The organism is Pollutimonas rozaliensis (genome assembly GCF_048751585.1).
In the GTDB taxonomy this organism is placed as follows: Bacteria; Pseudomonadota; Gammaproteobacteria; order Burkholderiales; family Burkholderiaceae_B.
In genome coordinates this window covers 1-266 of sequence record NZ_JAZHOB010000150.1, presented here as the reverse complement: position 1 = coordinate 266, position 266 = coordinate 1, and the positions used below count along the sequence as shown (strand labels likewise).

The following is a 266-nucleotide window of genomic DNA, read 5'->3' as shown; positions in this document are numbered from 1 at the left end:
GAAAGTGGCACCCAGCATAAGACTCGTGAAATAGAGCCGGCGGTGATCTTCGCCTACTAACATACGAGCAAAGTGTGGGATTTCGAGTCCTACCCACCCCACTACGCCCGATGCGGTTACGCAGGCGCCAATAATGATAGAAATCAACGCGAAGACGACCATCCGGGAGCGTGCAACATGGATGCCAAACGACTTAGCTTCGTCGTCACCCATAGCGAGTACAGCAATGCGATAGCGCATTCTATTCAGTAGGTAAATGCTGGCAA

At 51.9% G+C, this 266-nt stretch carries 1 protein-coding gene; it reads right to left on the bottom strand.

The features are described 5' to 3' along the window. On the bottom strand, positions 1 to 249 hold a 249-nt coding region (locus V0R37_RS22350), incomplete at its 3' end, for an iron chelate uptake ABC transporter family permease subunit (protein ID WP_420376589.1). Between the last annotated feature and the right edge of the window lie 17 nt (positions 250 to 266).